The 24,395-nt window shown below is 44.3% G+C and carries 19 protein-coding genes and 1 pseudogene; 1 reads left to right on the top strand and 19 read right to left on the bottom strand.

Annotated elements, in window-relative coordinates:
- Positions 1-66 precede the first annotated feature (66 nt).
- The gene (locus tag RAC90_RS00245; protein ID WP_375123804.1) at positions 67-1,362 is read left to right on the top strand and encodes a succinylglutamate desuccinylase/aspartoacylase family protein; all 1,296 of its coding nucleotides are present in this window, start codon (positions 67-69) and stop codon (positions 1,360-1,362) included.
- Positions 1,363-1,493: 131 nt separating this feature from the next.
- Here the strand turns inward: RAC90_RS00245 and wzzB are convergent, their stop codons facing one another.
- The 19 genes and pseudogenes from wzzB to RAC90_RS00150 form a co-directional block, all read right to left on the bottom strand.
- Positions 1,494-2,510: an LPS O-antigen chain length determinant protein WzzB gene (wzzB, locus tag RAC90_RS00240; RefSeq protein WP_375123803.1), complete on the bottom strand. Its 1,017-nt coding sequence runs from the start codon at positions 2,508-2,510 to the stop codon at positions 1,494-1,496.
- 104 nt (positions 2,511-2,614) lie between these two features.
- Entirely contained in the window at positions 2,615-4,024 is a 1,410-nt protein-coding gene (gene gndA, locus RAC90_RS00235; protein ID WP_054633489.1) for an NADP-dependent phosphogluconate dehydrogenase, read from the bottom strand.
- A gap of 133 nt (positions 4,025-4,157) precedes the next feature.
- The gene (locus RAC90_RS00230; protein WP_054633488.1) at positions 4,158-4,943 is read right to left on the bottom strand and encodes a galactosyltransferase-related protein; all 786 of its coding nucleotides are present in this window, start codon (positions 4,941-4,943) and stop codon (positions 4,158-4,160) included.
- 11 nt (positions 4,944-4,954) lie between these two features.
- Positions 4,955-5,980: pseudogene (locus RAC90_RS00225) on the bottom strand (EpsG family protein).
- Positions 5,977-6,843 (bottom strand): glycosyltransferase family 2 protein, encoded by an 867-nt coding sequence (locus tag RAC90_RS00220; RefSeq protein WP_375123802.1) that lies wholly within the window; start codon positions 6,841-6,843, stop codon positions 5,977-5,979. The pseudogene RAC90_RS00225 and the gene RAC90_RS00220 overlap by 4 nt, the downstream one beginning before the upstream one ends.
- Complete coding sequence (locus tag RAC90_RS00215; protein ID WP_375123801.1) at positions 6,844-7,593, bottom strand: glycosyltransferase domain-containing protein; 750 nt, start codon at positions 7,591-7,593, stop codon at positions 6,844-6,846.
- Positions 7,590-9,449: an asparagine synthase (glutamine-hydrolyzing) gene (gene asnB, locus RAC90_RS00210; protein WP_375123800.1), complete on the bottom strand. Its 1,860-nt coding sequence runs from the start codon at positions 9,447-9,449 to the stop codon at positions 7,590-7,592. The genes RAC90_RS00215 and asnB overlap by 4 nt, the downstream gene beginning before the upstream one ends.
- Entirely contained in the window at positions 9,437-10,651 is a 1,215-nt protein-coding gene (locus RAC90_RS00205) for an oligosaccharide flippase family protein (protein WP_375123799.1), read from the bottom strand. The genes asnB and RAC90_RS00205 overlap by 13 nt, the downstream gene beginning before the upstream one ends.
- Positions 10,652-10,770: 119 nt before the next feature.
- Entirely contained in the window at positions 10,771-11,310 is a 540-nt protein-coding gene (gene rfbC, locus RAC90_RS00200) for a dTDP-4-dehydrorhamnose 3,5-epimerase (RefSeq protein WP_054633482.1), read from the bottom strand.
- Between the two features lie 2 nt (positions 11,311-11,312).
- On the bottom strand, positions 11,313-12,191 hold the full coding sequence (gene rfbA, locus RAC90_RS00195; protein WP_054633481.1) for a glucose-1-phosphate thymidylyltransferase RfbA: 879 nt from the start codon (positions 12,189-12,191) through the stop codon (positions 11,313-11,315).
- A gap of 59 nt (positions 12,192-12,250) precedes the next feature.
- Complete coding sequence (rfbD, locus tag RAC90_RS00190; RefSeq protein WP_375123798.1) at positions 12,251-13,138, bottom strand: dTDP-4-dehydrorhamnose reductase; 888 nt, start codon at positions 13,136-13,138, stop codon at positions 12,251-12,253.
- Positions 13,138-14,223, bottom strand: a complete 1,086-nt coding sequence (gene rfbB, locus RAC90_RS00185; RefSeq protein WP_054633479.1) for a dTDP-glucose 4,6-dehydratase — start codon at positions 14,221-14,223, stop codon at positions 13,138-13,140. The genes rfbD and rfbB overlap by 1 nt, the downstream gene beginning before the upstream one ends.
- A gap of 143 nt (positions 14,224-14,366) precedes the next feature.
- The gene (gene wecA / locus RAC90_RS00180; protein WP_375123797.1) at positions 14,367-15,443 is read right to left on the bottom strand and encodes a UDP-N-acetylglucosamine--undecaprenyl-phosphate N-acetylglucosaminephosphotransferase; all 1,077 of its coding nucleotides are present in this window, start codon (positions 15,441-15,443) and stop codon (positions 14,367-14,369) included.
- Between the two features lie 483 nt (positions 15,444-15,926).
- Positions 15,927-16,940 (bottom strand): UDP-glucose 4-epimerase GalE, encoded by a 1,014-nt coding sequence (galE, locus tag RAC90_RS00175; RefSeq protein ID WP_033740479.1) that lies wholly within the window; start codon positions 16,938-16,940, stop codon positions 15,927-15,929.
- Between the two features lie 49 nt (positions 16,941-16,989).
- Positions 16,990-17,886, bottom strand: a complete 897-nt coding sequence (gene galF, locus RAC90_RS00170; protein ID WP_006119858.1) for a UTP--glucose-1-phosphate uridylyltransferase GalF — start codon at positions 17,884-17,886, stop codon at positions 16,990-16,992.
- A 268-nt stretch (positions 17,887-18,154) separates the two neighbouring features.
- Positions 18,155-19,495, bottom strand: a complete 1,341-nt coding sequence (locus RAC90_RS00165) for a lipopolysaccharide biosynthesis protein (RefSeq protein ID WP_033740483.1) — start codon at positions 19,493-19,495, stop codon at positions 18,155-18,157.
- Positions 19,492-20,715 (bottom strand): glycosyltransferase, encoded by a 1,224-nt coding sequence (locus RAC90_RS00160; RefSeq protein WP_039338129.1) that lies wholly within the window; start codon positions 20,713-20,715, stop codon positions 19,492-19,494. The genes RAC90_RS00165 and RAC90_RS00160 overlap by 4 nt, the downstream gene beginning before the upstream one ends.
- A 4-nt stretch (positions 20,716-20,719) precedes the next feature.
- Complete coding sequence (gene wcaK, locus RAC90_RS00155) at positions 20,720-21,982, bottom strand: colanic acid biosynthesis pyruvyl transferase WcaK (protein ID WP_039338130.1); 1,263 nt, start codon at positions 21,980-21,982, stop codon at positions 20,720-20,722.
- Positions 21,983-22,132: 150 nt separating this feature from the next.
- On the bottom strand, positions 22,133-24,343 hold the full coding sequence (locus RAC90_RS00150) for a phage tailspike protein (protein ID WP_375123796.1): 2,211 nt from the start codon (positions 24,341-24,343) through the stop codon (positions 22,133-22,135).
- Positions 24,344-24,395: the final 52 nt, after the last annotated feature.

Genomic DNA, 24,395 nt, shown 5'->3' with positions numbered 1-24,395 from the left:
TATACTCAATGACTTTATGGGCGGCATTTGTCCGCTCCTGAACCGACAAAAGGACATTAACACGGTATGTACCAACAACATCACCCTTTGTTAAGCGCCTCTCTCGGCACCCAGCGTGAAATTATCAGTTTTCATTTTGGCGATGATCACAGTCGCCAGGTCTATATTCAGGCTTCCTTACATGGCGACGAGATCCCGGGGATGGCGGTGGCCTGGTATCTTAAACAGCGTTTACAGGCGCTGGAATCTGCCGGACGACTCAAAGCTTTTTTCTCCCTGATACCGGTATCCAATCCGCTGGCCCTGAGTCAACACTGGCACGGTACGCATCTGGGACGCTTCCACGCACAGTCCGGCCAGGATTTTAACCGCAAATTCCCGTCTCTGGGTGCACTTCTGGCGGGAGAACTGGCCGAGACGCTGACCCAGAATGAGAGTCAGAATCGGCAGCTGATTCGTGATGCGATTGACCGTTACTACCGTGACACAATCGCGAAAACTGAACTGGAAGCCCAGCGTTATACGCTGATGCGCATGGCCAGTCAGGCCGATCTGATGATTGATTTGCATTGTGACTGGGAGGCGGTTCCACACCTTTACACCACGCCACATGCATGGCCGGATATCGAACCCTTAGCACGCTGGCTGGGCAGTGAAGTGCAGCTACTGGCACAGATATCGGGGGGGGAGCCCTTTGACGAAGCCTGCTGTGAACCTTGGCTAACGCTGGCTGAAAAATTTGGTGAAACATTCCCGATGCCGCGCGGCCTGCTACCGGTAACGCTGGAGCTACGTGGCGTACGTGATGTCTCGCCTGAACAGGCTGAGCAGGACGCAAATGCGATCATTAACGCGTTGCAGGAGTCCGGCTATATCTCTGCGGCCGATACGTCCGTGTCCGTTGAAGTCGCTGCGCCGGTGATTGGCGGTGATGAGCTGGTGTCGGTGGTGAGCGGCGGCGAAGATGTGGTCGGTGTGGATGAGAGCGGCACCGGACTGGGTGCGCCTGGTGTAGCGCAGGCTGCCGAAGAAGGCAATATTATCAAGCAGCGTCACACCGAAGGCACGTCGGCTTTAATGCCGCCGCTTAAAAATCCCCCGACGCCGCTGGCGGGTTGTGAATATGTTCACTCACCGGTATCGGGCCTGATCCTGTATCGCAAACCGCTGGGCGCGCGAATCCGTCCAGGTGAAGTGGTTGCGGAGATTGTTGATCCTGTCACCGACCACATCACGCCGCTGGTCGCAGAATTTGGAGGCGTGCTATACGCGCGGCACTGGACCAGATTTGCGACGGCAGGCATGCTGGTGTTAAGGCTGGCGGGCGATAAGGCGGTGAGGAGTGGGGAGTTGTTGGTTTAAACCCGGATAAATTAGATGCTATTATATTTTCTAATAAATTATTGCTAAAATTGAATCAATTTCACATCGAAAATTGATTGAGAGCAAAGTAATAAAAAAGGCTGATCTAAAATTTAGACCAGCCTTATTTTTTATCGTTCCCGATGACGATAGCTAAGAAGAGCGTTGCGGCCGATAACAATAACTGAACCTAATAAAGCACCAATTAAAAAAGCAAGAATTAAAGTAGAGCCCTTCTTAGGACTCATGCGTTTAAATGGCAGGTCTGGCTGAGAAATATAACGATAAGATTGTAAGTTCTCAACTTCGATTTTAAGATGAGTCACTGCAAGCAAAGCCCGTTGTGCTTCATAATATTCTTTACTAAAATCAAGAGGTTTTGAATTTTCATTCTTAACCATAGCATTAAGAGCATCACTGCCTAATAAATATAAAGTATCATCTGACAGAAACTCTGCCTGATTTACTTGTAACTTACCTACATTAGACGCATCAGCAATTTTTAAAGCCTGCTTGATAACATCAAGCCGATGCTGTTTCTGGTTCAATGCTACTTGAGTATATGTATCCAGAGTATTAGTAAGCTCACGTGTTTTTACACTTAAATTTCTTTTGATATCATCGCCATAATCTTTAACGACTTCATTATTAATCTGAGATATATATTGCGTTAGTTGCATTTGAGCTTCTTTTGCAGTATGTCCTACAAATGAAATGCTTATGGCATCGTCGCTCCCTTTAACTGGACTTAATGTCAGTGAGAGTGGCGTTTCAAGATTATTAAGAGCTGCTGATAAAGCACTCATAGAAGCAGTAAAGCGGTTGAATAATTGGTTTTGAAGTCCCGTAAGTGAAGGTTTATCCTGTGGGGAATCAGCATAAACTATACTTAAAGCAGCATTATAATTTGCTACTTGCCCAGCTGCAGGAAGGGTTACTACTGAAGTAGAAACCCATTTTTCTTTTACAACGTGAAGATAAATCAAACTAATAAAGATAGAAATAATAATCGCTGTAAAAATAACAACTTTTCCACGCCAAAGCTGTATAATCAAATCAATTAGATCAATTCCAGATTCGTCAGCCCTGGCTTTCACAAAAAAACCATTTTGGGATGAGAAATTATCATTTTCATCATTTTTATTCATAATAAATTCATTAATTAAGTTGAATTACCTACAATTATTGGTTAACACTCAAGAGTGTAAGCATACAAAAAGCCTCTCATGAATAAGAGGCTTTCATATATTATTTACTCAAGCCATTCAGTGTGATAAACGCCTTCTTTATCAATTCGTTTATAAGTATGCGCACCAAAGAAGTCGCGTTGTGCCTGAATTAAATTAGCAGGCAGAACTGCTGAGCGGTAGCTGTCATAATACGCAACTGCTGACGAGAAGGTTGGTGTCGGGATTCCGTTCTGAACGGCAAAAGCAACAACATCACGGAGTGCTTGCTGATATTCATCAGCAATTTTTTTGAAGTAAGGCGCTAAAAGTAAATTAGCAATATTTACATCCGCGGAATAAGCATCAGTAATTTTCTGAAGGAATTGAGCACGGATAATACAACCTGCACGGAAAATTTTGGCAATCTCGCCATACTGCAGATCCCAGTTATATTGATCTGATGCAGCCTTTAGTTGAGAGAAGCCTTGTGCATAAGAAACAATTTTGCCCAAATACAAAGCTTGACGAACTTTTTCAATAAATTCGGCTTTATCTCCGGTGAATTTTTTGGCTACTGGCCCACTTAAAACTTTAGAAGCCGCGACACGTTGAGATTTAAGAGAAGAAAGGTAGCGAGCAAATACAGATTCTGTGATTAATGATAACGGCTCACCGAGGTCAAGAGAACTCTGGCTCGTCCACTTTCCCGTCCCCTTATTAGCTGCTTCATCTAAAATGACATCAACTAAATAATTACCATCTTCATCTTTTTTGGTGAATATATCTTTAGTAATATCTATAAGATAGCTACTTAACTCACCATTATTCCATTCCGTAAAGGTGTCGGCTAACTCTTCATTTGTTAAGTTCAGTGCACCTTTTAACAAAGAGTAGGCTTCTGCGATTAACTGCATATCACCATATTCAATGCCATTATGAACCATTTTAACGTAATGGCCTGCACCATCAGAACCTATATAGGTTACACATGCTTCGCCATCTTCAGCGCGGGCAGCGATTTTATTTAAAATAGGTGCAACAAGCTCATAGGCTTCTTTTTGACCGCCAGGCATAATTGAGGGGCCTTTAAGCGCGCCTTCTTCACCACCCGATACACCTGTACCAATGAAATTGAAACCTTGATCGGAAAGTTCTTTATTGCGACGGATAGTATCCTTATAAAAAGTATTACCGCCATCGATCAAAATATCGCCTTTATCAAGATGCGGTGTCAGTGAAGCGATAGTCTTATCGGTAGCTTCGCCAGCCTGCACCATTAACAAGATGCGACGTGGTTTCTCAAGGGAATCGACGAAATCTTCAACAGAATAAAATGGAGCCAGCTTCTTGCCAGGGTTCTCAGCAATCACTTCATCCGTTTTTTCACGTGAACGATTAAAAACTGAAACAGTATAACCGCGGCTCTCAATGTTAAGTGCCAAATTACGGCCCATTACCGCCATACCTACAACGCCGATTTGTTGCTTAGACATTTTTGACTCCTTCTGTGCTCTTCGCGCCAGGCGCGATTAAAATATGGTTAAAATTATACCCTAAAGGATACATCTTAGTAAAAAAAAGAGCGAACGCTTAAAAATTGATAGAAAAAACAGTCAAAAGCACGTTTTATTTTATAGAAGAATTTACGTAAGATTTGACATGCTTGCTTAGTATAAACCTCAACGCACTGGTCAGATGCCATAAAAAATGCTTACTAAAAATTTTACGGTTGTTATGCTGAGCCATATGCAAAGCCTTTATTTGAGGGAAATACAAGAGTTTCATCCCTTGTGATTTTGCTCTGTAACAGATATCAATATCTTCGCAGTACATAAAATAATTTTCATTAAAACCCTGCACTTTTCTGTAAGAAGATGATTTAAATGCCATGAAAGAGCCTGCGACCCACTCCATATCCACCGCCTCTTCATTAGCAGAAAAACTGGCAAAATAACATTCTCTTTTAACACCAACTAATGATGAAAAGAATGATATAAAAGTAGGATATTTACGTATTGATAAATCTCTATTTTGAAAACTTTCGTCTTTAAAAAGAGAGATCCCTGCAACGTCAGAATCATATTTACCAATTAACGCTATTAAATCTTCTATGCTTTTAGTATTTATGGAAACATCGGGGTTGATAAGAATAAATATGTCATCGTCTTGCATACCGAGAACGTCAACACAATATTTAAAGTTGACATTGTTATTACTTCCAAACCCAAGCCCATAATCTCTATCTATAAGATGTATTTTGTTGATTTTACAAAAATCATTTAACACTTTACTATCTTTAGCAGTATTATTTTTTAAAACAACATTATAATTTGCTGCGAGATCCCGAAAGAAAACTGTCTTCATAATCATGTCAGCATGATTATGTGAAACTACAGAAATAAAAACACTCATAAAATGGCCATTTAATGAAGAATTAATTTTGCAGATGAATATAAAAAGATAGCTGCACTTATCAAAATATATAACCGATATAAAGGCTTACTGGACTCAGCAAAAACATTTAGCACGAGCACAAAAAACAGAATATCATATATACAATAAAAATCAGATAACCTTATTGCTAAAGAATCATTTCCTCTAAAAAACCAACCCAGCACCAGGCTAAAAAAAGATATAAAAAATGACAAAAAAAGCAAATAATTATTTCTAACAAGCTCTTTATCTTGATTCAGATAAATCCAACGCAGAAAAAATATAAAAATTGAAATTTTGATTAAAACATACGTGTTAAATAAAGGGATAGCTGATGTTTGATATGAACCATCTACATAGGGTGCAATCCTTTCTTGCAAAAAAGGAATTTTTGCCATTAGTCCCATGAACAGCCTGTAAGGATCGATGAGAACCACGCAAAAGGATAGTATAAATGTGATAACAATAAAATTGAAAAGATTAGCGCTTTGTCTTTTTCTCAAAAACGAATGAAGTGGAATCACCACCAATATTAGTATCGCCGAAAGATGAATTGAAGCAGCGATTAAAAAAAACATACCGGCTCGCAACCTGTATGAATTTAAATAGAAAAAGAAAGATCAAAAGCCCAGACCAATGGCCGCACCAGCACGATATTGTATTAAGTCATGAATTATAAATAATCTGGATAGATATAACACACCAAACCAAAAAAACATTTCTGCATTGAGAAATCTATAAGCAACAAGCATTTTTGTACTAATAGAAATAGTAAACAAAATAAATATTACACCCAAGACTCCTAAGCTTAAAAAATAAGAAAAATTTGATAGGAAATAAAAGCCCGGATCTTTCAACAAGACCCAAGTGTCAAGATATGACAGGTTTATCGAAGATTCATACCAATTAAGATAGGATTGGAAATCAGGTGAATCTGTAAAGTCAAAAAAGATAAATACAGCGATAGCAAGAAGGAAATATAAAATTAATATTATTTTTTTATTATCTGTAGTCATCTTTTTTTACCGGACCTACCGCATATTCCATCCCAAATACCTTTCAACATATGAGAGGTATGTTGAAGAGGTTTTTCAGTGAAAAAAGCATATACCAAGAACCTCGGAGCCAGTTTGATAATTTCCATTTTCTTCCATTGAGAATGAATATGTTTCATTCTTAATAGATGAAAAACGTTTCGGAAATAATAATAATGTCGAATGGGTGAATGATTGACATACGTCCGATTCAGAACCTTAACCGGCTTACCACCAATCTCATGACTCATTTTTAACCAGGGTAATCCTACTATCTGATACCCTGCATGCCTTGCACGCAGGCACCATTCAATATCCACAAAATCGATAAACAGTTTATCAAGCATAAAACCGATATGTTGGACAGTTGAAAGCCTAATCATTGAGCCAGACGTTATTACATATGAAGCCTGAATAGGCTCATTGCCTACTGCGGGTTGCCTGACAATTCTGTCTTTTTCACAGACAATAAACTCAGCATTTTTATTGATTGCATTATCAAAATATGAAGGAGATACCAGACAGGTTTTCTCATCAGTACTTTCAATATATTCTATTAAAGATACTATTAAATCATCTTCGGGTTCACTATCTTGGTCTAACAAAAATGCAAACTCATAATTTTTTTCTATTAAATAGGTAAGGCCCTTGTTTAATGCTGTTGCTATTCCTTGATTTCCATTCAAATTGATAACTGTTGCAGAGGGCAATGTATAGTTTTGTGGCTTTTCACTGTTATCAGCAATGACAACATCATATTTTTCACTTAGCCTGCGAGCAGTCTCTACATTTTCTATTTCAGGGTGATAAAAGACTATGATGATGCCAAATTTTTTATTATACATTTAAAATCCACCTGCTAAAGAATGCATACATTTGTTTAGTTTTGCTTTAATGCGCCTTTTTAAACTCGAATTAGAGGCTTTATGAGGTACCAAATTAAAATCCTTTTTAAGGAACCTCGCATCACTTTTGCCCAAACTCTTAATTCTGAACATGTTGGTCCAGGCCACATACATTAAGGATAATTGATCGCGCTTTACCCCACTCAAATATTCTTTGTACCAATCATCCATTAACATATTGATGGATGTGTCTTTTTTTCTAATAATGATAGAACACTCATAAAGACCATAATGAGAAGGAAATCCAGACTGTTTATATTTTCTCATCTGTCTGTAAATATTCCATTGCCAGTCATGGCCGATCAATAAGCATTCAATGGCTTCTTCATATAAACAATTACGAGCAAAATGTTCGTACATGAATATTTTTTCATCTTGACTTGTCACTGTCTCCACTAACATTGACAAATCACTTAAGATTTCTATATTGCCGTCAATATAAATTGTTAACTCGTAATTATCAAAATAATGAAAAATATGTGGTGTAATTTTAACCTTACGATTGATGGTTTTCTTATCAAGTCCTGAGAATTTTGCTTCTTCATGAACTTGAATTAATTTCCAAGGATAAGGCACATCAATATTGGTATCACTAAAGCATAAATAGTCAATGTTACTGTTAATAACAGCTGGCTTTTTAATTTTATCGTATCCACCAGTAACACAAGTGTAAACGGCAATCTTATTCATTTTTTTACCAGGAAATTAGCTAAATTACAAAGGCCCCAGATTTTTTCGCTATTATCTTTGAGTCCATTTTGATGCTCGTACCATATTTTTTCTATAGCACTGCCATTAAACTTGTCCGACGGTAATGATTTTAATCTATCGTAAGCCCAGTCTTTTAATTCGACTCTCAGCCAACGTTTCATTGGCAGCGAAAATCCTTGCTTAGGTCTATCAATCAACGTCCTGTCCACATATTTGTAGAGCATATCTTTAAGAATTTTTTTCTGTACTTTATGATCTATTTTGTACTGTGTTGGTAAGTGGTATGCAAACTCAACAACTTTATGGTCAAGAAATGGCGCGCGCGTTTCGAGGCTAACAGCCATGGATGCTCTGTCCACTTTCGTTAACACATCATCTGGAAGGTAATAATTCAAATCGTGAAGGCAGACTGATGTTATTCCATCTTTAAATTTCGGTGCAGGATCCGAGAAATGTTGCGGATTATTTAACATTGGAAAATCTGAATTTCTGTATTTATCCATCCAGAAATCATTGAGTTGATATGGCTCTTTAAAATTCCATGCCAGCGATAAGTTTTCAGCTCTTTGTAAATAGGAATTTAAACCTTTTATTTTTAATCTTTTGAGGGTGTTTGAAACTTTGGCTACAGGTAGCACCGATAATGCATTTGTTTCCCATAATTTTTTTAACAGAGGATACTGATTGTAACCCATGAATAATTCATCGCCACCATCTCCGGATAAAGCTACTGTCACATGCTCCCGTGCAAATTGGCTCACCATAAAAGTAGGTATTTGAGAACTGTCCGCAAAAGGTTCATCCCAAATCCTTGGGATTTTATCAATTATATTAAGAGCTTCATCTGGGGTGATATTATAATTGAAATGTGTGGTTCCGAGATATTTTGCGATTTCGATAGCATGTTGCGATTCATCGAATTCTTTATCGGGCATTCCAATAGAAAAAGTAGTAACGTTTTGATTATTCTTTTTAAGTAACGCAACAACAGCACTTGAATCAATACCTCCTGATAAAAAAGCACCCACTTTTACATCAGCAATAGACTGTAGCGCTATCGTATTGGTTAATATAACGTCTAATTCTTCTAAAGATTTATTGTAGTCTTTTTTTTCGTAATTATTATTATCAGTTAATGAAGACGAGACTGACCAATAGCAAACAGGCTGAACATCAGCTTTTGACAAAATATCTTCGTACGTGACACGCAAATAGTGTGCAGCTTTTAATTTTTTAATATTTTTATATATTGAGTTGGGTGATGATATGTAGTTTTTGTGTAGAAACCCGTTAACGGAATCCCAGTCTATTTCTTCACTGAAGTCCGGATGTTCTTTTATCGCTTTTAATTCTGATGAAAATACAAAAGACCCACCCAAATATCCATAATATAGTGGCTTTTCACCCAAGCGATCCCGTGCTAAACTTAACGTCCTTTTACGAACATCCCATAGCGCAAAGGCATACATCCCCGTCAGGTTTTCAAGTGTCTTAACTAAACCCCACTCTATAATACACTTTAATAAAGTTTCGGTATCTGACATCCCCCTCCAATTTAATGACAGCGTATTTGACAATTTATTGCGAAGTTCAATGTGATTATAAATTTCGCCATTAAAGGTTAACACGTAGTTGCCACAATCACTGACCATCGGTTGATGACCGGACGCGGTTAAATCTACAATTGATAAACGAGTGTGACCTAAAAATAAATTGCAGGAATCGTCATGCCAAATACCATCGGAGTCAGGGCCCCTGTGTTTAATAGTAGCCAGCATATTAGCAATAATGTTTTTGTTTTTGTGTTCACCAATAAATCCAACTATCCCACACATGACGATCTCCGGAAAAATATTCTTATGAAATATATTACATTGATAATTTGAGCCAAGCCAAGCCCCAGCAACCAACCTTCACTGCCTAAAAACCTCAATAAGAAACCACCTAACAACATGGAAATGATGGTTATCGATATATTTATTTTAATTATTTTGCTACTTTCATTAATAAGATTTAAATAGCCAGTTATAACTGGACCATAAATACCAAAAAAAATATAAAATGCTGCCGAGTACAAAACTTTATATGCATCATCGTATTGACTACCAAATATATAGTTTTCTATTTGAGCCTCAAATAAAAACAGTCCTAATAAGATACCAAGAGAGAATAATGTATAAACGCCTACAACGAACAGGACTGTACCCTTGTATTTTTTAAAGTCCTTATTAAAAATTACAGTCAACTTAGGATACGCCGCCACATGTGTTAATATTCCTAATGAAATAAAAAGGTTCATGAATCTTTCAATAGCGGCATAAACACCACTCTGAGCCGAACCGTAAAAAAACGAGACAATTAAAACACCTGACATTGTGTACAGTGCTGAAATCATCTGCGATATAAAAATATCGCGACCATCCTTAATTACACCGAATGGTTTTAAAATTCTTATTTTATCTATATTCCAGACAGAAAAAATAAAAGTTAATAAACCATTAATTGCTGCCGACAAAACCAGACACATGATAGCTACAGCATAGCCATCACTTTTTTTCAAAAAAAAGTAGGCAAAAATAAATGTTGCTATAGAGCCTAAGATGGAGCAAACACTACTGATTAAAAACTTACCATTATATTGTAAAAACCATGCGCTATTTAAAACCCATGAAAATGGCATAATAAGAAACAAAAGATAGACCAGACTGTATTTTTCATGATTAATAAAAAAATACAAAAAAAATAACAAGGTCATCAGCAAAAATAAAACACCTTTCGCTGACAAAATTACATTAAAGATATGTTCTTTTTTATCACTATTTTCCGCTATTAGTTTTGGACCAGTCATATTAAAGGAATACTGGATTATTACTGACATATATGTAACCAGGCTTAAAAAAACCGCCAGTTTTCCATAATCATAAACACCAATAATTTTAATAATCATTGGCGACACATAAAATACTGTTAAACCACCAAATAAAAACTGGACAGCCAGAAAGAAATTATCAAAAACTATTTTCTTGTAATGCCCCATACTGCTTTCTCATATTGCGCGTAAAATTAATTATTTATATTAGCGTTGAGTTTTTTTTAACCAGCTGACAATTCATTTCTAAACTATCAGCTGATTAGTTTGTTTTATTTCGTATGCTTTTAAGGCACTTTGTTGAAACCAGGTTGATTGCGGTCTTTATCAGACAGCAGAGGTGAGTTCACTAAAGGCCATTGAATACCGATGTCAGGATCATTCCACATCAGACCTCTGTCACTTTCTGCATGATAATAATTTGTCGTTTTGTATAAGAACTCTGCAGAATCACTCAAAACTAAAAACCCGTGTGCAAACCCTTCAGGAATCCATAACTGACGCTTGTTTTCAGCCGATAAATGCACACCTACCCACTTCCCATAGTATGAGGAATTCTCACGTATGTCGACGGCTACGTCATAGACTTCGCCCGTAACACAACGGACTAACTTTCCTTGAGAGTAGGGTGGAATTTGATAATGCAATCCTCTAAGTACGTTTTTAGCAGACTTAGAGTGGTTGTCTTGAACAAACTCAATCTTTTTCCCAACCGCTTCATCAAATTTTTTCTGATTAAAGCTCTCCATAAAGAACCCGCGCTCATCTCCAAAAACTTGTGGTTCAAAGATAAGCACTTCTGGAATTTCAGTTTCAATCACTTTCATGCTTAATAGCCTTTCAACATTTTCATCAAGTATTGCCCATACGCATTTTTTAAAAGTGGTTTAGCCAATGTCTCAACTTTTTCAGCTGATATAAACCCTTTACGGAAAGCGATTTCTTCAGGACAAGATACTTTCAGCCCCTGTCGCTCTTCTATTGTCGCGATAAAATTGCTTGCCTCGATCATACTCTGATGCGTTCCTGTATCGAGCCACGCATAACCTCGCCCCATCATGGCTACAGACAGGCGTCCCTGTTCAAGGTAGAGACGATTAATATCGGTGATTTCGAGTTCACCACGAGTAGAAGGTTTAAGATTCTTAGCCATTTCGACGACATCGTTGTCATAAAAGTATAAACCTGTGACCGCGTAGTTGCTTTTAGGTGTATCAGGTTTTTCTTCCAGGCTTATTGCCGTGCCTTGCTTATCAAATTCAACAACGCCGTATCGTTCTGGATCATTTACATGATAGGCAAAAACAGTCGCACCATTTTCTTTTTCAATGGCAGCTTCCATAAGCTTTGGCAAATCATGGCCGTAAAATATATTGTCACCTAATACTAATGCGACGTTGCTGTTTCCAATAAAGCTTTCGCCAATAATAAATGCTTGTGCTAATCCATCAGGAGAAGGCTGAACCTTATATTCTAAATTGATGCCCCACTGACTTCCATCACCAAGTAATTGCTGAAAACGCGGTGTATCTTGAGGCGTACTTATAATTAAAATGTCTCGAATCCCGGCCAGCATAAGCGTAGAAAGCGGATAGTAGATCATAGGCTTGTCATAAATTGGCAGTAGCTGTTTACTGACAGCCATTGTTACAGGGTAGAGTCGGGTTCCAGATCCACCCGCAAGAATTATGCCTTTACGCTTTTCCATATATTTTTCTCTTTAAGCACAAAATGCCTGATCTCAGGCATTAGCGGATTATCAAATTTTTAACTTAATAGTTCATTCAGCGTACGCTTAACACCAATTTCCCATTCAGGCAAATTCAGCTTAAATGTCTGCTGAAATTTAGTATTATCTAGTCGTGAATTATTTGGCCGGGGAGCTGGCGTCGGATAAGCACTAGTTGGAACCGCTTTAACGCTTTCTAGTTCAAGCACGGCACCGTTGTTACGCGCTTCGGAAAATACTAATGATGCATAATCAAACCACGTGGTGATACCGCTCGCTACCAGGTGATATATACCGCAAACCTCGGGTTGGGAAACGGCAACACGAAGTGCATGAGCTGTACAGTCGGCCAGTAACTCCGCACCTGTAGGTGCGCCAAACTGATCGTTGATGATGGACAGCTCTTTTTTGTTTTTTGCAAGCTTCAGCATTGTTTTAGCAAAATTACTTCCTTTTGCTGCATAGACCCAACTTGTGCGAAAAATCAGATATCTGGTGCTGTGCATCTGAATCGCTTTTTCACCCGCCAGTTTACTTGCACCGTAAATATTAACAGGCTCCGTGATATCATTTTCGCGCCACGGCGTTTCGCCCTGGCCCGAAAAAACATAATCTGTTGAGTAATGCACAACCCATGCGTTGATGTTTTCAGCTTCTTTTGCAATAACTTCAACGCAGTCAGCATTTAATAAGTACGCTTGTTCACTGTCAGATTCTGCTTTATCGACTGCCGTGTAAGCCGCAGCATTAACTATGATGTGCGGCTTGAGCTGTCTGATAGTTTGCTCGATAGCATCAGGTTGACTTAAATCACCACAATACGCTTGCGAATGCCTGTCAAGCGCAACAACATTACCTAGTGGCGCAAGTGCTCTTTGTAGTTCCCAGCCCACCTGCCCTGATTTACCTAAAAGCAGGATATCCATTACTGACGCTCTCCGTAGTTATCTTCTATCCAGCTTTTGTATGCACCACTTTTCACATTGTTAACCCATTCAGTATTGTGTAAGTACCACGTTACTGTTTTACGGATACCACTTTCGAAGGTTTCCTGAGGTTTCCAACCTAGATCGTTTCCAATTTTGCTCGCATCAATAGCGTAGCGGCGATCGTGTCCAGGCCTGTCTTTTACATAGATGATTTGCTCACGGTAAGACACATCTTTGGGCACGAGTTCATCTAATAAATCGCAAATTGTGAATACAACATCGAGATTTTTCTTTTCGTTATGACCGCCAATATTGTATGTCTCACCTATTTGTCCAGATGTCACAACTGTATAGAGCGCTCTCGCATGATCTTCAACATACAGCCAGTCACGAATCTGGTCGCCTTTGCCATAAACAGGTAATGATTTACCTTCAAGCGCATTAAGTATGACGAGAGGGATAAGTTTTTCTGGAAAATGATAAGGACCGTAATTATTAGAACAATTGGTGACAAGGGAAGGTAAACCGTAGGTGCGTGTCCATGCTCTTACCAGATGATCGCTGGATGCTTTCGATGCAGAGTAAGGGCTGCTTGGTGCATACGATGTTTTTTCTGTAAACAAGGGAAGTGGTTGAGATTCTGGTACTTCGTCGGGATGAGGTAAGTCACCATAGACTTCATCCGTTGAGATATGGTGAAAGCGAAAAGCGTTTTTCTTCGATTCATCAAGCTTGAGCCAGTATTGACGTGCTGCTTCCAGTAAAGTGTATGTCCCTACAATATTAGTTTCTATAAATGCTGCGGGTCCAGATATTGAACGGTCGACATGACTTTCTGCAGCGAGGTGCATAATTGCATCGGGCTGATGGCGTTCCAGCACAGAAGCCATTTGGCTTGAATTACAGATATTTGCATGTTCAAAACTGTAACGTTCACTGTTCTCAACATCTTTGAGTGACTCAAGATTACCTGCATAGGTCAGTGCGTCAACGTTTACAACGCTATCTTGCGTATTCTTAATTATATGACGAACTACCGCGGATCCAATAAAACCTGCACCACCAGTCACTAAAATTTTCACGATTGCTATCCAGAATATTATTTCAAGTTCAACATATTGAGCCAATCTCTAATTAATTGGCTCAGAATGCAATTTACTTTGTGTGTTAAATTTAGTCTTCGCTACAGCGAAAGTGCCGCATCTTAGCCAAAATAAATGTAAGTTCAGAATTTATCTGCTAATGCTTCATTTTCGTTCTGATTTGAGAGATTAATTGGGTTTATTCTATGAAATCTTGCTGACTTGTTGATGGCTGCATTAAAGGAGAAGAACAGACCAATGAATGCCAGTAGTTGCCAACAATCACCCATGCCAATGCTATCCATTACAATCCCAATCATTGCGAGCATAGCCGCACAGCAAACCATGACGGCGAGAGTACCGCGTCCGGTCAGTCCACCTCTCATCAATAGATGGTGAAGGTGTTCTCTGTCTGGCCTGAAAGGACTGCAACCACGTCTGATACGTGAACTCATCACTCTTACCATATCCATCAAAGGAACCGCTATCAACCAGAGAGCGGTAACAGGCCGCATTACCGCTTCAGTTCCCTGAGTTGCTATCATAAGCAGCCAAATTACTGTAAAGCCAATTAACGTGCTTCCTGCATCGCCCATGAAGACCTTAAATTTCTTACCCCATGGAATACCAAGATTCAGTAAAATATAAGGCAGGCAGGCCGCCATCAGGCAGGTGCACCATAACGCGAGCTTTGGATTACCCCCAAGTTCAAAAATAATCCCCAAAGCCCCAAACGTTACGCATGATAATGCGCCTAACAGACCATCAATGCCATCGACCATGTTGAAGGCATTAATTGCCCCGATGACGGCAAAGAGCGTAAACGCATAGCCAAACATCCCCAGCACAAGCTGAAAACCGAACAAAACATTGCCAAGGGAGTAGAGATAGTACCCGTTCCACATCATGATGCACGCCATTAAAGCCTGGATCATGATGCGAGGCATAACAGGCAGATCGAAACGATCATCCATCACACCTACAGTTAAGAGTACGGTGGCACAGAACATATATATGGTGAAATCAGGCAGCCAACCAGGCTGCATGATGTATAAAATCCATAGTGATAAGTAGACCGAAACGCCGCCAACTAAGGGAATGTGTCCTTTATGCTGCTTTCTGTCGTTAGGCTTATCGACCAGTCCGACTTTGCGAGCGACCTTGCGCGCAATGAATAGCAACGCGAATGCACTTAGAAAAACACAAACGATCTCTTGCATGTATGCACCACTGCTGAGTTGTCATATTTTAACCACGCTACCGCCCCTGGCTATCGCTACCACTTGCGTGAACATAGTTTTAGCCATCGTTAAGCATAGACTGCATTACAAAATGGCGTTGTCTTGCCCGGTTATTATTTTCGAGAACCTGGCTGAATCGATAAAAAACCTTACGATTCTCGTACTATCCTGGCTTTGAGACAAGGTTTAAAGCGCCACTTTTTAACAATTTTCTGATCACACAAGATTTGGCATCTGAAATCTGACCATTTAATCAACAAATTTTGTTTTCAGTGGCAAGCGGAAGGGGTTGAAAGCGCCCTAGATTTTTGATTTATGGACAAAAAATAACTATGTCCTTTTTTTAACGGGTGAGTGCTTACAATGATGTAAATGGTTTAAAGACAGTACAGAACAACCCATACGTCCGGCTGCTTGTTAGCATCGAACGATATGGGATTTTACAAATGCTAATGAGTAATATTAACGAAACCCTTCCGGGTTCTTCGACTGCCAGTTCCACGTATCGCGCATCATCGCGTCAATTCCCCGCGTCACGCGCCAGTCTAGTTCACGGTTCGCCAGCGACGCATCCGCCCAGAACGCCGGCAGATCGCCATCGCGACGTGGTTTGATTTCATACGGAATCGGTTTGCCCGAGGCTTTTTCGAAGGCTTTGATCATCTCCAGTACGGAGAAGCCTTTGCCACCACCCAGGTTGTAGGCTTTATAACCTTCAATTTTGTCCAGATGATCCAGCGCTTTAAGGTGGCCTTCCGCCAGGTCAACGACATGAATGTAGTCACGCAGACAGGTGCCGTCTGGCGTATCATAGTCACCGCCAAACACACCGAGCTTATCCAGACGACCGATAGCGACCTGGGCAATGTAGGGCAGCAGGTTGTTTGGAATGCCTGACGGATCTTCACCGATCTCACCCGATTCATGCGCGCCAACCGGATTGAAGTAGCGAAGCGCAATAGTTTTGAACTTCGGCTCGGCTTTGGCAAAATCACGGATAATGAATTCGACCATCAGCTTGGAGGTGCCGTACGGGCTGGTCGTCCCCCCAATCGGGGTAGTTTCAACGTAAGGTACCGGCGCGTTAGCGCCGTAAACGGTGGCAGAGGAACTGAAAATGAAGTTCCAGACGCCGGCGTTACGCATCTCTTCCAGCAGAACAACGGTACCGGCAACGTTATTTTCGTAATATTCCAGCGGCATACGCGTGGATTCACCCACCGCTTTAAGTGCGGCGAAGTGAATCACGGCAGAAATACGGTGAGAGGCAAACAGGTCGCGCAGGCAGGCGCGGTCAAGGACATCACCTTCAATAAAGGTGGCTTTCTTGCCGGCGAGTTTCTCAACACGGTTAATCGCCTCACGCGAGGCATTGCACAGATTATCCAGGACGACGACGTCGTCACCGCGCTCCAGCAGCGCCAGTACGGTATGAGAGCCGATGTAACCCGCGCCGCCTGTAACCAAAATTGCCATCTCAACTTCTCCCTTTCTGCCGCGTTAACCGCGGCGAATTATACAGTGATTACTTCGCCAGAATATGCTTGATTGCTTCGCGGAAATCACGGCCCTGCGCATTGTTTCGTAAACCGTACGAGACAAACGCCTGCATGTAACCCAACTTGCGTCCACAGTCAAAGCTGTGACCGGTCATCAGGGACACATCGACCGTTTTTTTCTTGCTCAGGCTGGCAATCGCATCCGTTAACTGAATACGTCCCCATGCGCCCGGTTCGGTACGTTCCAGTTCTGGCCAGATATCGGCAGAGAGGACGTAGCGCCCTACCGCCGCCAGGTCTGAGTTTAACTCAGCCGGATGCTCTGGTTTCTCAACGAAGTTACTGATGGTGCTGACGTCGCCCGGGTTTTCCAGCGGTTGTTCCGTCGTGATCACCGAGTATTCTGACAGGTCATAATCGGTCAGATGCTTCGCCAGAACCTGGCTGTGACCGGTCTCTTCAAAACGCGCCACCATGGCCGCCAGATTATAACGTAAATGGTCAGCGGTAGAATCGTCCAGCAGGACATCAGGCAGGACGACAACGAACGGGTTATCGCCGATCATCGGGCGGGCACAGAGGATGGAGTGTCCCAGACCCAGTGGCTGCGCCTGACGTACGTTCATGATGGTCACGCCTGGCGGACAAATTGACTGTACTTCACTCAACAGCTGGCGCTTCACGCGCGCTTCAAGCAACGCTTCAAGTTCGTACGTTGTATCGAAGTGGTTTTCCACCGCATTTTTGGACGCATGGGTGACCAGCACAATCTCTTTAATACCTGCAGCTACGCACTCGTCAACGATGTACTGAATCATTGGCTTGTCCACAACAGGCAGCATCTCTTTCGGAATGGCTTTGGTCGCCGGAAGCATATGCATGCCGAGACCCGCAACCGGGATTACTGCTTTAAGCTTGGTCATATTTATTCCATCTAATGAAGTGAAGACATGCGTCAATTATGCCGGATGGACCGGAAAAGGAAGTATAATCTTTATCTGAAAAGCCCACACTAACTCGCTGTGAAATCTTACAAATTCGGGATTTTCCCTGGGTTTTCGCCGTTTAGAAATAAAGTGCAATCCCGCAGACAAGCGAGTCTCTGGCGGTCTGAATGCAACGCCCTTTGCCTTTTTTAAGGCCAGCCATAAAACGACTCGGGCGACCCGAAGTCGCCCGTGATAATGACACTTACAGCCACTGTTCAAACCATTCCGGCATCACGAAAAGGTTGAAGTGATTGACCAGCAGCATCAGTCCCGCAAACAGCACGGAGACCGACACCCACTGTCGGGCATAGGGTATAAAACGAATGCCAATGACCGGTTTAATAAAGAACGGATGCGCCAGGGCGGAAATTAACACCTGCGAAATCGACAGCGTCAGCGCGACATAGAGGACGTTCGGCCAGATAAAGGTCGTGGCCAGTACCGCCACCACCACCAGACTCGCGACGATGTTCCAGTAGAACTCCACGTTGGTGCGACCGTTAGCCTGGGAAATAGCACCAGTCAGACCGCCCATCGGGCGCAGCATGCCAAACAGCAGCATCAACGGAATGAGATGGTAAACCTGCTCATGTGAGGCACCATACAGCACGCGAACAATGACGGGTGACAAAATACCAATAGCCAGATACATCGCGCTACTGAACAACATAATCACCAGCGTGCCCTTGAGGAACAGTTTCTTCAACTGCTCCGGATCGTGCTGCTTCTCTGCAAAGCGCGGCAGCGCCAGGCGGTTAATCACGGGCGACACCAGCTTGAGCGGTTGCAACACCAGCTCTTTCGCCAGTGAGTAAACACCGAGCATGTCAGCGCCCATCACTTTCCCCACCACCAGCGCATCGGCCTGGGTGCGTAACTGGTTAATGGTTTGCGAACCGAGCTGGTAAATTCCGTAGCGTACCGCGTTAAAAAAGGTCTGTTTGTCGAACTCCAGCGTAGGCCGCCAGGACTTCTCTCCAAGCGCAATCATGCACAAAATACGGGTGAACGCATTGATAAACAGGCCCAGAATCGCTGCCGCGACGGTGAGCGACGTAAACTCCAGCATGGCGACAACACACAGAAAGGCGAACAGCTTCGTGCCCATCTCAATTTTCGCCAGCGAAACCATGCGTTTGGTTTTGATATAGTGCGCCTGATACTGAGACAGATGACCGAGCACCAGGAAGTTGAGACTGGTCAGCATAATCAGTCCGGTTAACGCCGGAAGGTGATAGAACCAGGCAACCGGGAAAGCAATGCCCAGCATAACCAGGCCGGTACAGAAACTAATACCGACGTTAACCCAATAGATCGTGCTCTGCTCGCGGCGCGTGATGTCCTGGCGGTGTACCAGATAGCTGCTCATTCCCATGTCCTGCAGGACACCCGCCACCGCCAGAATGGCGTTGATAATGGCCAGCAGCCCCAGTTCATGGGTTTCGAGTTTACGGGCGAGAAAACTCAGTTGCGCGACCTGCAGTACGGCTGAAAAACAGGTACTGCCAAACAACCAAATCGCCTGTGACTTTATTCCACTCAAACCATTTGCTCCAGAATCTGTGCCAGCTCGCGGTAGGCGATATGCTGATTAAACTCGGTTTCCACTTTCTGTCTGGCGGCCGCAACAACGGGGGCAACGTCTACCTCGCCCTGGGACAGTTTCAGTAAGGTGTCGGCCAGCGCGTCAGCGTCATCTTCTTTGACCAGCCAGCCGGAAACGTTGTTTTCGATAAGTTCAGGAATACCGCTGTGGAAGGTGGAGACCACCGGCAACCCGACCGCCATCGCCTCCATCAGCGCGACAGGAATACCTTCCATGTCGCCATCGGCGGCGGTTTTTGACGGCAGCAGGAAGATATCGGCATCACTCAGCGCCTTACGAATTTCCTCCTGCGGTTTAAAACCTGGCATGGTGACGCAATCCTGCATCGATTCGTTCGCAATGAAGTCACGCATCATCTTGTCCTGATCGCCGTTACCAATAATCGTGTACTGGAACTGACCGCCGCGCTGCTTAAGCATGGCGCTGGCTTTGACCGCGACATCCAGGCCTTTCTTCTCAGTCAGGCGGGCGACAGACACGATACGCAGCGGCGTGTGAAAACCGTCGCGCGGCTGGAAGTTGAATTTCTCTGGCTCAATGCCCATACGGGTCACGTGAATCTTTTCGGGCGGGCAGCCCATTTCGATCAACTTGTTTTGCCACAGATGGCTGATCGGTAGCATCAGCTCGCTCTGCTGAAACAGGTTGCGGTAATCCTGCTTGTGCTCGTCAAGAATGTGACGACGCGAAATATCCGCGCCGTGGAAAACGGTGGCCTGTTTGCCCTTCAGAATACCCAGTTCGCGAAGTTTATTTGCCAGCGCACCGGCATAGCCGAAGTGCACCAGGAACACATCCGCTTCATAGGTCTGACGCGCATTGGCGACAATGGCGGGAAGCAGCAGTTTGCTTGACTGTGCGCCATAGCGGCGCACGTTAAGCGAACGTAATAAGGATGCCCGGGTGATTTTAGGCAAAACCAGTTTCAGGCGTTGTCCCAGCTTGTCCGTCAGCGACACTTTTTCTTCTGGCAGCAGGTAGTGCGTTTTTGCTGCCAGGCCGTACTCATCAAACGCGCCATGCCGGTTGACCAGATCCCCCGGAAATACCGAGATGATCTCAACGTCATAGCCCGCATCAATAAAATGAGTGACCTGGTTCAGAACAAATGTTTCAGAGGCAACCGGGAAACGCATCGTGAAAAAAGTCAGTTTCATCACATCATCCTATTACGTTTAGAATCTCTTCAGTGATTCGGTTACCCACTTCCCTTTCGTGCGCCACGGCAGCAGCAACGTTTTGCTTGATCGCGTCGTAGTCGGCCAGGACGCTCTGCACCTTATCGATCAGGGAACCGTCCATCAGGCTCTGCACATCGGTCGCCATCTGCGGCAGGCCTAACTGATTCATGACGCCCATGGATTTGTGCTCATAGTTAATCGCTACGGCAGGCGTGCCGAAGTTCATCGAGATAATGGCAGAGTGCAGACGGGTACCAATGGTGAGATGACACTCGCTGAGCAGCACACCCAGTTCCAGGTCATTAAACTCGTCCATCACGACGTGATAATGCTCAGACTGTTGCACGTGGTCACGCAGGGTCAGCGCGACCATGCGGTCATCTTTGGCGTAGCTGTCGATACCGGTGCAGGTAGACAGGGCGACGACCTGATAACCGCTCGCGATCATCGCGTTAATCACCCGGCCAAATGCGGCTTCATAGTCTTGCTGCGTGACGCCCAAACGCTTATCAAAGGGGGCCAGTTCGCGTACCGTGATGGCAATGGTTTTACGCGCGCGGATCACGCTCTGCCAGTGTTGCAGGCTGTGGCTGGGGTTTTCCACTTCACGGGCACGAACCAGAAACGCGGTATCCACACCGGCCACCACTTTCGAGCTGGTAACGCCATCCCGCTTCATCAGATCCAGACTGACCGATTCACGCAGAATAAGCTTGTCCACCCGATCAAACACAAAATTTGCCAGTTGGTTGGTGCGCGCATTCTGGAACGGACCGACCGAGTGACCAATCAGGTAAATAGGTTTTTTAGCTAACAGAGCACAAAGCGCATGGTCAAACTGCGTTACGCCATAGAGGTCGACAAAGAATGAGCCGCCTACCTGGATGATGGCATCATAATCCTTCAGGCTTTCCGTAAAGGCTTTAAGGTGCGGCGGCACGGAAAATGACTTGTAAGGACCGCCCTTACCCAGGTGTGCCATCATGATGTTCGGCATCAGGCGGTTCGCTACCTTACGTTTGACTGAGCCAATCAGGCCCTTCCCCGAGGAGTTGTTATGCAGGAACAGCTTGTCCTGCTGAATATGTTGCTGAAGCAGATAACCGGAGCTGGTTGGATAACGGCTAATCACATCAATATCGACATCGTTGCGCGCGGCCTGAATTGAATCAATCAGTCCACGCAGAATCGCGCCATCCCCACGATTCCCACAGGTATGGTTACCCACCAATAAAATTTTCATAAAAACTCCGAATTAAATTTTTTCTAATTCTGACAACCGCCCAGTTCCGAAACGGGCAAAATGAACACTGATAAAAAACAGCAATAACATGCACGCCAACAGCCCAGATCCTGTTGGCCCTGGCTGCCGCTAAGGGCAGCCCTCTCTCAATTACGCTTTAATGGCAAAATAGGGCAAGGCAACGGTTTTACCGTTAATGACCACCGACACGAAACCTTCTGGTTTACGGGTATCCACGTTGTCAGCCGACAGCGCGCGGGAAGCCAGCAGGAGATCGCCTTGCTCATTTGCGCCCACGCCCGCTTTGCCGTTGTGCAGACTAAAGCGCTGCGGTGCAGCATGGCTGCCACTGTCGGGCGTGGCTTTAGTCATTTTGGCATCGACCCGTGCGCAGCGGCCGGTCACAAAACGGTCCTTCGCGGTGCTTTTGATCATGATGGCAGCAGAAGGCGTCCAGCCTGCCAGCCTGATAAAGACCTGTGTATCGGTGTCGGTTTTCGCCACGTAACGCACGTCCAGCACCGGGCTGCTGCCTTCCGCTGACCAGCTGGCTTCAGCATGATCTTTCTTACGCTGTACATGAATCACCGCGCGACCACCGGTGTTTCTGCCGTCGATCAGATTCATCAGCGGTTCTCTGTCCGTGCCGTTGTTAAACTGCGACTGGCCGAAGACCTCGATTTCCCACGAGTCACCGACAGTAGGAGAATAAAGGTTAGCCAGTTCGTACCACACGGGCTGACTGGTGTTGTTTTCCAGCAACCAGCGCGAAGTGAGATAGTTGTATTTCAGGCTGCCATCAATCGCGACGCCGTAGGATTCAACGCGGGTCGATCCCATCTCCCAGGCGCTTAACCAGCGATCGCCCTGCTCTGAGTTATCAATCCAGCTCCCCGACTGCAGGTTGGTCTGGCGCGTATTCAGGCGCGAGTGCCAGGCGATAAGCGGGTTTTTGCAATCTTCCAGACTGAGCGCATCAATAATCCACTGACCATTGGAGATATCGCCGGGATTGTCGCAGTGTTCAATCCAGCCGTTATGAATCAGCGACTGACTGCAGCGCGGCAGATTCAGGACCTTGCCACCTTTACAGTGCTGCGCATTGAAGTTGGAAAGCTCAATCGCCGTGCTGTGATCCCAGTTGCCCTTCTTCTGTCCTGACCAGCCGGCCTGAATGACATCACCGGTACAGGCCGAGGCGTACCACTGGTCAATTTTACAGTCCAGCGTATCCAGCAGGCTCAGCGCGGTGCCACCAACGTTGTTGAAACGCAGACAGGCCCCCCGGAAGAATTGCCCTCCCGGACAGGTATTGCGGAACAGGCCCTGCCTGTTCGGCTTCGTATCGGTATTGCCATTGAAAATCAGGTTGGAGATTTCCACCCAGCGGGCGCTGACCTCAAACACAAACGGGGATTGACCATCAGAAACGATGGTGGTCGCCGGGAAGTAGCCGAAGTTGACCATGGCCCCGGAGATACGGAAAAAGCGACGCTGTTCTTCGCCAAAGTCACAGCCTGTCACGAAGAAGGTGCCTGCCGGGAACTGGACACAGATAGGCTGATCGCTCTGTTGCGACCACTGATACATGGCTTTAATGGCGGGCGCGCTGTCGGTTTTGCCGTCGGCGATCGCGCCGAAGTCAAACAGCGACAGCCGGTTATAGTCATCCACCACGCGGCGCCAGTGAAAGCCGTCGCCGCTGAAAATCACGCCCTGATCGTCCTGAGCGGGTTGAAAACTGCCAACAAACTCACCGCCGCCCACTTCCAGGCCGGGATGCCAGCTCTTCAGCTTAATCTTTGCCCCTTCAAACAGCGGCCGCGTTTTACGCAGATCATCGACAGAAGGAATTTCCCCGATGAGCTGATAACCGGCAGGCTGCGCCAGACGCTGACTAAAAGCGGCCTGACCCGGCTGACTGACATCCGGAATGTTGAATACGGTCTGTCCGTTGCTGTCCTCCAGCGCCATGGCGTGCGACGGATTAGCGATAAGCGCCGCATTGTCTTTGACGAACTGATCAAAATTGCCTTTGTTCAGCGTAATCGGCTGGGTGATTTGCGCCAGATTGCCGTTGGCATCACGCAAAAAGACCGGAATCTGGTTACCGGGCTGGCGGGCATCGCTGCCTGCTTTGCCAATCCACAGCTTCCCCTGAAAATTTTGCCAAAACTGCGGTGGCATGGCGTACACATTTTCAGGGGTAAGAATGGGAACATCCCCTTTCGGGATCGCCGTTGCATCAACCGATTTCAGCGCCAGACCCGTATTTTTGGCGGCGTAGCTGGAAAACGTGCTCACGGAAAGCGCACCGACAAGGGCGGAGGCTGCGGTTTGCAAGACTTCTCTTCTTTTCATGCAGTAAATCCCGTCGTCATGAAGGCTGTAAACTCAGCCATAAAAGGTGTCC

Origin of the sequence: Pantoea sp. CS_6 (genome assembly GCF_041954745.1) — a bacterium.
GTDB classification, from domain to species: Bacteria; Pseudomonadota; Gammaproteobacteria; order Enterobacterales; family Enterobacteriaceae; genus Pantoea; species Pantoea stewartii.
This window is presented reverse-complemented; position numbering and strand designations above follow the sequence as displayed.